The following is a 7,894-nucleotide window of genomic DNA, read 5'->3' on the forward strand; positions in this document are numbered from 1 at the left end:
TCATAGGTGAGCGAGCGTCGACCCGGGAGTCGTCATAGGTGAGCGAGCGTCGACCCGGGAGTCGTCATAGGTGAGCGAGCGTCGACCCGGGAGTCGTCATAGGTGAGCGGGCGTCGGCCCGGGAGTCGTCATATGTGAGCGGGCGTCGGCCCGGACGGCCTTGTTTGTGAGCGGGCGTTACAGGCCGAGTTCGGCCTTCAGGGCTGCTACGTGGCCCTGGGCCTTGACCTGGTACTGGGTCAGCTTGACCTTGCCTTCGCCGTCGAGCACTACGGTGGAGCGGACCAGTCCGTCTACCACTTCGCCGTTCACGAGCTTCTCGCCCCAAGCACCGTAGGCGAGGGCCACGGCGTGGTCTTCGTCGGAGAGGAGCGGGAAGGTCAGGGAGAAGTCGCCGGCGAAGTGTGCGATCTTTTCCGGGGCGTCGGGGGAGATGCCCAGGACTTCGTAGCCGGAGGACTGCAGGCTGGCAAGGCTGTCGCGGAAGTCGCAGGCCTCGGTGGTGCAGCCGGGGGTGGCGGCTTCCGGGTAGAAGTACACGATGACGTTGCGTCCGCGGTAATCGGACAGGGAAACTTTCTGGCCTTCGGAGTTAAGCAGCGCGAAATCGGGGGCCTGGGTTCCGGCGAGGAGTTTCTGGGTCATGTTGCGATCCTTGACTTGTCGGGCAACCGCCGTGGCCGGCGATCAATCTAATGGTGTAACGGGCTGCCTAGATGCAGTATTCCGCAGGTCCGCGGACGGTGGAGCCTGGTCCGGGCACGAACTGGTAGCCGCCTCCACGCACCGTGGCGATGACATGGCGGGCTGAGCCCAGCTTGCGCCGGACGCGTCCAACATACACGTCGATCGACCGAAATGCCGCCCCGGGACAGTCAAGTGACTCCAAAAAGCGTTGCAATTCTTCACGTGGGATGGGGCGGGACAGGTTTTCCACGAGGTAGCGGAGGAGGCTGTGTTCCATCGCGGTGAAGCTGACAGGCACACCGTCGAGGAGGACGGTATTCGCGGCCAGGTCTACTGCCACGGTGCTGCGTCGTCCGGCCAGGGAGACCGGCGACGGAGCGGTTGCGCGGTTTTCGGCGTCGGGCACTTCCGACGCCGAACCGCCGTCGGACGCGGCGCCGGACGAGCCGGAAGAATCACCGGACGTTGCAGCTCCGGCGGCGGGCCAAAGGAGGACTTCCGCCCCCGGAGCAAGTTTGCGGGCCCGGGCCAGGACCGCTTCAGCGGCCCGGGCCCAAACCTCGGGATCGATCTCGCGGCCTTCGCCGGGCTGTACCCACACGGCGAGTCCGCGCGGGTGCATCCCGGGCCGAACCAGACCGGGCCGAAGCGCGGAAGGCCGGGGGGCGGGCTGGTGCCGCGAGGCGTTGAGCCGTGCGGGCAGTTGCCCGTACGGGGCATGGACATTGACGGCCATGGCTTGGCCTTACACGCCGCCGCGGCGAATCAGCTTGCCGCTGGGCGTCCGGCCGTCGATCTCGCTGCCGCGCAGGTACGTTTTGCGTACGACGCCGGAGAGCGCCTTGCCGTCGTACGGCGTGATCGGGTTCTTGTGCTTGAGCTTCTTGACGTCGACGACGAACGCGTCGTCGGGCGCGAAGATGGAGAAATCAGCGTCGTACCCGAGCGCCAGCTGGCCTTTATTGTGCAGGCGGGCCAAGGCGGCAGGCTTCTCGGACATCCAGGAAACCACCTGCTCCAGGGTGATGCCGCGGTGCCGGGCTTCGGTCCAGATCAGAGAGAGCCCCAGCTGCAACGAGGAGACCCCGCCCCAGGCCACGGCGAAGTCGCCGTTTTCCAGGTCCTTCAGGTCAAGCGTTGAGGGCGAGTGGTCCGAGACGATGCAGTCGATGGTGCCGTCCTGTAGGCCCTGCCAGAGCAGCTCGCGGTTGGAGGCCTCGCGGATGGGCGGGCAGCACTTGTACGCGGTGGCGCCGTCGGGGATTTCCTCGGCCATGAGCGTGAGGTAGTGCGGGCAGGTCTCCACGGTGAGGTGCACGCCGTCGCGCTTTGCCGAAGCGATCATCGGGAGGGCGTCCGACGACGAGAGGTGCAGTATGTGCGCTCGTGCACCGGTCCAGCGGGCACGTTCGATGACCTCGGCGATGGCCTTGTTCTCGGCGCCGCGCGGGCGGGAGGCAAGGAAAGTGGAGTAGTGCGCGCCGCCGGGGTGGGGTGCGTGGTCGATCGCGTGGGAGTCCTCGGCGTGGACGATCATGAGGGAGTCGAAGGACTTGAGCTCCGCCATGTCCTCTTCCATCTCGTCCGCGTCCAGGTGCGGGAACTCGTCCACACCGGAGTGGAGCAGGAAGCACTTGAAGCCGAAGACGCCCTCGTCATGCAGCGGGCGGAGGTCCTTCTTGTTGCCCGGGATGGCGCCGCCCCAGAATCCGACGTCCACGAACGCCTGGTCCTCGGCAACTTCGCGCTTGAGCTTCAGGCCTTCCACGTTGGTGGTGGGCGGGATGGAGTTCAGCGGCATGTCGATGATGGTGGTGACGCCGCCGGCTGCCGCAGCGCGCGTGGCGGAGGCGAAGCCTTCCCATTCGGTGCGGCCGGGCTCGTTGACGTGAACGTGGGTGTCAACGAGGCCGGGGATGAGGGTTTCGTCGTCGCCGAGCTCGATGATTTCGGTGCCCTGCAGGCCGTTGCCCAAAGGCTCGATAGCGACGATCACGCCGTTGCGGACGCCGACTTCGCGAGCGGTGATACCGGCGGTGGTGAGGATGCGCTGGCCGCGGATGACCAGGTCAAACGGGCCGTGTGCCGTGGTGGTTTCTTCAGACATGGAGTTGCTCCTTGGTCTCGGTTCGCGCTGCGTCTTGGGTGGATACCGCTTTTTCAGAGAGGCGCACGCCGATGTGCTTACCCAATTCTTCAAGCAGCGGCCCTGCTTCAGCTATACATTTCTCTACATTGGATTCGAGCTCGGTCAATGCGTGGACCGACTCGAAACCGGACTCCGAAAGTTGTTCCGGGCTCAGCGCACTGCGGCCGCAGACGGCAATCACAGGGATCCCCGATCGCGCCGCCGCCCGCGCCACGCCCATCGGCGTTTTGCCGAGCAGGCTTTGTTCGTCGAGGCTGCCTTCGCCGGTGATCACCAGGTCCGCGCCGGCCAACCGCTGCTCGAGTTCAGTGAATTCGAGCACGACGTCGATGCCCGGCCTGCGTGCCGCGCCCAGCGCCGCGATGGCGATGTAGCCGACGCCGCCTGCCGCACCAGCGCCTGGAGCCTGTGCGGCGTCCTGGGCTTCGGAGCCGATCTCGTTGGCGAGGACCTGGACGAAGTGGGTCAGAGCCGCGTCGAGCGAGGCGACATCGTCCGGCGTCGCGCCCTTCTGCGGTCCGAAGATCGCGGCGGCGCCGGTGCGGCCCAAAAGGGGATTGTCGACGTCGGACGCCAGGACGAACTCGGTGACCTCCAAGCGGACGTCGAGGTTCGAGAAGTCGATCCGGTCCAGGCGGGCCAGGGCCGCGCCGCCGCCGGGGAGTTCGTTCCCTTCGGCGTCGAGTAGGACGGCGCCGAGGCCTTGCAGGACGCCGGCGCCGCCGTCGGTGTTGGCACTCCCGCCGACGCCGAGGATGATGTGCCGGCAGCCGAGGTCCAGGGCGGCGCGGATGAGTTCGCCCGTGCCCAGGCTTGTGGAGCTCTTGGCCGTTTCGGTAGACGGGGCGCTGCCGTCGCCGAAGCCCGGCAGCACCGCAAGCCCGGAGGCCGCAGCCATTTCAATGACGGCTTCCTCGCCGCGGACGGCGAACTCGGCCGTGATCGGCTGGCCCGTGGGTCCGGTGACCGTCGTGCTGCGGCGGGTGAAGCCGGAGCCGACGGCGGCGTCGAGAGTCCCCTCGCCGCCGTCGGCCACTGGAATGAGCGTGGTTTCAAAGCCCTCGGCTGGCAAACTCGCCGCTGCGCTGCCAGCGGCAAAACCTGCCCGCAATCCGGCGCTCAAGCGGCTGGCGACCTCGGGAGCTGACAGCGATCCCTTGAACTTGTCCGGGGCTATGACCACACGCATTCCGTACCTCCTTCAGTACTTACTAGTCCAGCATCGAGATGATCGAAGTGGGGGCGTCCGCCCCGCGCTCGGCCAGATCTTCGAACTCGTTCACACCGTTGATTTCAACGCCCATGGAGATGTTGGTGACCTTTTCCAGGATCACTTCAACCACCACGGGAACCTTGAACTCGCCCATGAGCGCCTTGGCCTTGTCGAAGGCGGCAGGCAGGTCGGACGGGTTTTCCACGCGGATGGCCTTGCAGCCCAGGCCTTCGGCGACCTTGACGTGGTCCACGCCGTAGCCGTTTGTTTCCGGGGAGTTGATGTTCTCGAACGCCAGGGACACGTTCTGTTCCATGTTGAAGCCGCGCTGCGATTGGCGGATCAGGCCCAGGTACGAGTTGTTCACCACCACGTGGATGTACGGCAGGTTGAACTGTGCGCCCACGGCCAGCTCTTCGATCATGAACTGGAAGTCGTAGTCACCGGACAGGGCAACAACGGTCTCGTCCGGCTTGCCGCGAACGACGCCGAGGGCGGCCGGGGCGGTCCAGCCCAGGGGGCCTGCCTGGCCGGCGTTGATCCACTTGCGCGGGCCGAACACGTGCAGCAGCTGCGCACCGGCGATCTGCGAAAGGCCGATGGTGGACACATACGTGGTGTCCTTGCCGAACGCCTTGTTCATCTCTTCGTACACGCGCTGCGGCTTGATCGGCACGTTCTCGAAGTGGGTCTTGCGCTGCAGCGATCCCTTGCGGGCGGTGCACTCGGCGACCCAAGCGGAGTAGTCCGGCAGGGACTTGGCTGCCTGGCGCTCGCGGGCCAGCTCGATCAGCCCGTCCAGCGCCGCACCGGCGTCGGACGCGATGCCGAAGTCCGGCGAGAACACGCGGCCGATCTGCGTGGGCTCGATGTCGATGTGCACGAACTTGCGGCCCGCGGTGTACGTGTCCAGGCCGCCGGTGTGGCGGTTGGCCCAGCGGTTGCCGATGCCGATCACGAAGTCCGAGGCCAGCATGGTCTCGTTGCCGTAGCGGTGCGAGGTCTGCAGGCCCACCATGCCGGCCATCAGCACGTGGTCGTCCGGGATGGTGCCCCAGCCCATCAGGGTGGGGATGACCGGAACGTTCAGCAGTTCGGCCAGTTCAACCAGCTGCGCGGAGGCACCGGCGTTAATGATGCCGCCACCGGCGACGATCAGCGGGCGCTCAGCCGCGGTGAGCATGTCCAGCGCCTTTTCCAGCTGCTTGCGGCTGGCCTTCGGCTTTTCGACGACGATGGGCTCGTAGGCGTCGATGTCGAACTCGATCTCGGCCATCTGCACGTCGAACGGCAGGTCCAGCAGGACCGGGCCCGGACGGCCTGAGCGCATCAACTGGAAAGCCTTCTGGAAGGCGCCCGGAACCTGGCCCGGTTCCAGGATGGTCATGGCCATCTTGGTGACAGGCTTGGCGATGGACTCGATGTCCACGGCCTGGAAGTCTTCCTTGTGAAGCTTGGCAACGGGGGCCTGGCCGGTGATGCAGAGCATGGGGATGGAATCTGCCCAGGCTGCGTACAGGCCGGTGATCATGTCCGTTCCTGCAGGGCCCGAGGTGCCGATGCAGATACCGATGTTTCCGTCCGCCGCACGGGAGTAGCCGTCAGCCATGTGGCTGGCGCCTTCAACGTGGCGGGCCAGGGTGTGGCGGATGCCGCCGTGTGCCCGCATCGCGGAATAGAAGGGGTTGATTGCCGCGCCTGGCAGGCCGAACGCCTCGATGGCGCCTTCCTTTGCCAAGATGGCGACGGCTGCGTCTACAGTGCGCATCTTCGTCATGGTGTGCTCCTTGAAAAGTCTGTTTTTGCCCGCTTCGGGCGGATTTTTGGGTGTGTCTGGGGGAGCCGGCGTCGGAAATGCCCGACGCCGGCTGCTGGTTTTCGCTTGTTTCCGCCCTTTGGGGCGGGCGGCTTACTTGCGGCCGCTGAGCTGGAGGACCTGCTTGAAGAGGCCGGAGTGGTCGAGTCCGCCGTCGCCCTGGTTGACAGTGGCGGCGACGAGCTGTGCGACGACGGCGCCGAGCGGGATTGCGACGTTGGCTTCGCGGGCTGCGGAGGTGACGATGCCGAGGTCCTTGTGGTGGAGGGCAAGGCGGAAGCCGGGGTCGAAGTTGCGGTCGAGCATCTTCTGGCCCTTCTGGTCGAGGACCTTGGAGCCGGCCAAGCCGCCGCCGAGGACCTTGAGGGCTGCGTCCGTGTCCACGCCGTAGGCCTCAAGGAAGGCGATAGCCTCGCCGAGGACCTCGATGTTGACGGCCACGATCAGCTGGTTGGCTGCCTTGACGGTCTGGCCGGAGCCGGAGGGGCCGACGTGGACGATGGTCTTGCCGACGGCGTTGAGGACATCCTGTGCTGCTTCGAAGTCGTCTGCGTCGCCGCCGACCATGATGGAGAGGACGGCGTCGATGGCACCCTGTTCGCCACCGGAAACCGGGGCGTCGAGCGGGCGGATGCCGGCGGCGACGGCGTCAGCCGAGAGGCGGGCGGCGACGTCCGGGCGGATGCTGCTCGCGTCGATCCAGAGGGTGCCCTTCTTCGCGTTGGCGAAGACACCGTCGGGGCCGCTCACGACGCCTTCGACGTCGGGGGAGTCCGGCACCATGGTGATGACGACGTCGGCGTCCTTGACGGCGTCGGCGATGCTCGTGGCACCCTTGCCGCCTTCGGAGACGAGCTTGTCGATCTTGTCCTGGCTACGGTTGAAACCGGTGACGGAGTGGCCGGCCTTGACCAGGTTGATGGCCATGGGGAGGCCCATGATTCCGAGTCCGATAACTGCAACGTTGCTCATGATTTTCCTTACTGAAGTCTTTTTTAGCTCAAGTGTGCTGGACCCAACTAGCTCGCAGTTGATGTCGTTTTGAGGGCTCTAAACGACATCAACTGCTACTCAGTTGGGTCGTGGGGGTTCGCTAGTGGGAGGTGGCGCGCTGGCGGATGGCCCAGCTGAAGGCCGTTTCCTGCGGTTCCTTGTATTCGAGGCCGATGTAGCCTTCGTAGCCGAGTTCGCGGCTGCGGGCGATCCATTCGCCGAGGGGAAGCTCGCCGGTTCCGGGAGCCCCGCGGCCGGGGTTGTCGGCGATCTGGATGTGGCCGAAGTCCTTGGCATGGTTTTCGATGACGGCTGCGACGTCGTCCCCGTTGACTGCCAGGTGGTAGAAGTCGGCGAGGAGCTTGACGTTCGTGGCGCCGGATTCTTCCTTGACGCGGGCGATCACCTTGAGGGCGTCGGCGGCCTTGAGAAGCGGGTACTTGGGGGCGCCGCTGACCGGTTCAAGGAGGACGGTGCCGCCGATGCGTGCGACGCCTTCCGCGGCACTGGCCAGGTTCTCGGCGCCGATGGCGTCCTGCTTCTCGGCCGATTCGCCGTCCACGCGGTTGCCGTAGAGCGCGTTGAATGCCTTGCAACCGAGCCGCTCGCCGATGCCTGCGACGACGTCGATGTTGTCCAGGAACTCGGAGGAGCGGGCGGGCCAGGAAACCAGGCCGCGGTCACCGCCGGGCATGTTGCCGGCGTTGAAGTTCAGGCCGGTGAGCTGAACGCCAGCGTCCTTGATGGCGTTCTCGAACTCGGTGACCTGGGCGTCTGACGGGACGGAAGTCTCAAAGGGCCACCAGAATTCGACGGCGTCAAAGCCGGCAGCCTTCGCGGCTGCGGGGCGCTCGAGCAGAGGCAGCTCCGTCAGGAGGATGGAGCAGTTCACTGTGTACGTCATCGTAGGTGTCCTTCCGGGGGAGGGCTTGGGATCCATCTTCCACTTGGCTTGTTCTCTTGGGCTAGTTCGCCTTTGTCGATTTCCGCTTTGTGGAATTTAGATTCTGCTTTATGAAAAGTTTAGGGAAGGAGG

Annotated in this window: 7 protein-coding genes; all 7 read right to left on the minus strand. The window is 65.7% G+C overall.

The window, feature by feature from the left end; translation table 11 throughout:
* Window positions 1-177 precede the first annotated feature (177 nt).
* Window positions 178-645, minus strand: coding sequence for a thioredoxin-dependent thiol peroxidase (gene bcp / locus AC3WJU_RS21915; protein ID WP_306962004.1), 468 nt, complete (start codon window positions 643-645; stop codon window positions 178-180).
* Window positions 646-712: 67 nt separating this feature from the next.
* Entirely contained in the window at window positions 713-1,423 is a 711-nt protein-coding gene (locus AC3WJU_RS21920; RefSeq protein WP_307055486.1) for a winged helix-turn-helix domain-containing protein, read from the minus strand.
* 9 nt (window positions 1,424-1,432) lie between these two features.
* Window positions 1,433-2,794: an allantoinase AllB gene (gene allB, locus AC3WJU_RS21925; RefSeq protein ID WP_306962000.1), complete on the minus strand. Its 1,362-nt coding sequence runs from the start codon at window positions 2,792-2,794 to the stop codon at window positions 1,433-1,435.
* Complete coding sequence (locus tag AC3WJU_RS21930; RefSeq protein ID WP_492260854.1) at window positions 2,787-4,025, minus strand: glycerate kinase; 1,239 nt, start codon at window positions 4,023-4,025, stop codon at window positions 2,787-2,789. The genes allB and AC3WJU_RS21930 overlap by 8 nt, the downstream gene beginning before the upstream one ends.
* Window positions 4,026-4,047: 22 nt before the next feature.
* On the minus strand, window positions 4,048-5,826 hold the full coding sequence (gene gcl, locus AC3WJU_RS21935) for a glyoxylate carboligase (protein WP_307055490.1): 1,779 nt from the start codon (window positions 5,824-5,826) through the stop codon (window positions 4,048-4,050).
* 132 nt (window positions 5,827-5,958) lie between these two features.
* A complete protein-coding gene (locus tag AC3WJU_RS21940) occupies window positions 5,959-6,837 on the minus strand; it encodes a 2-hydroxy-3-oxopropionate reductase (protein WP_492260855.1) in 879 nt (292 codons plus the stop codon).
* A gap of 121 nt (window positions 6,838-6,958) precedes the next feature.
* Window positions 6,959-7,762 (minus strand): hydroxypyruvate isomerase family protein, encoded by an 804-nt coding sequence (locus AC3WJU_RS21945; protein WP_284752973.1) that lies wholly within the window; start codon window positions 7,760-7,762, stop codon window positions 6,959-6,961.
* Between the last annotated feature and the right edge of the window lie 132 nt (window positions 7,763-7,894).

This window comes from Arthrobacter sp. FW306-1B-F12A (genome assembly GCF_058781865.1).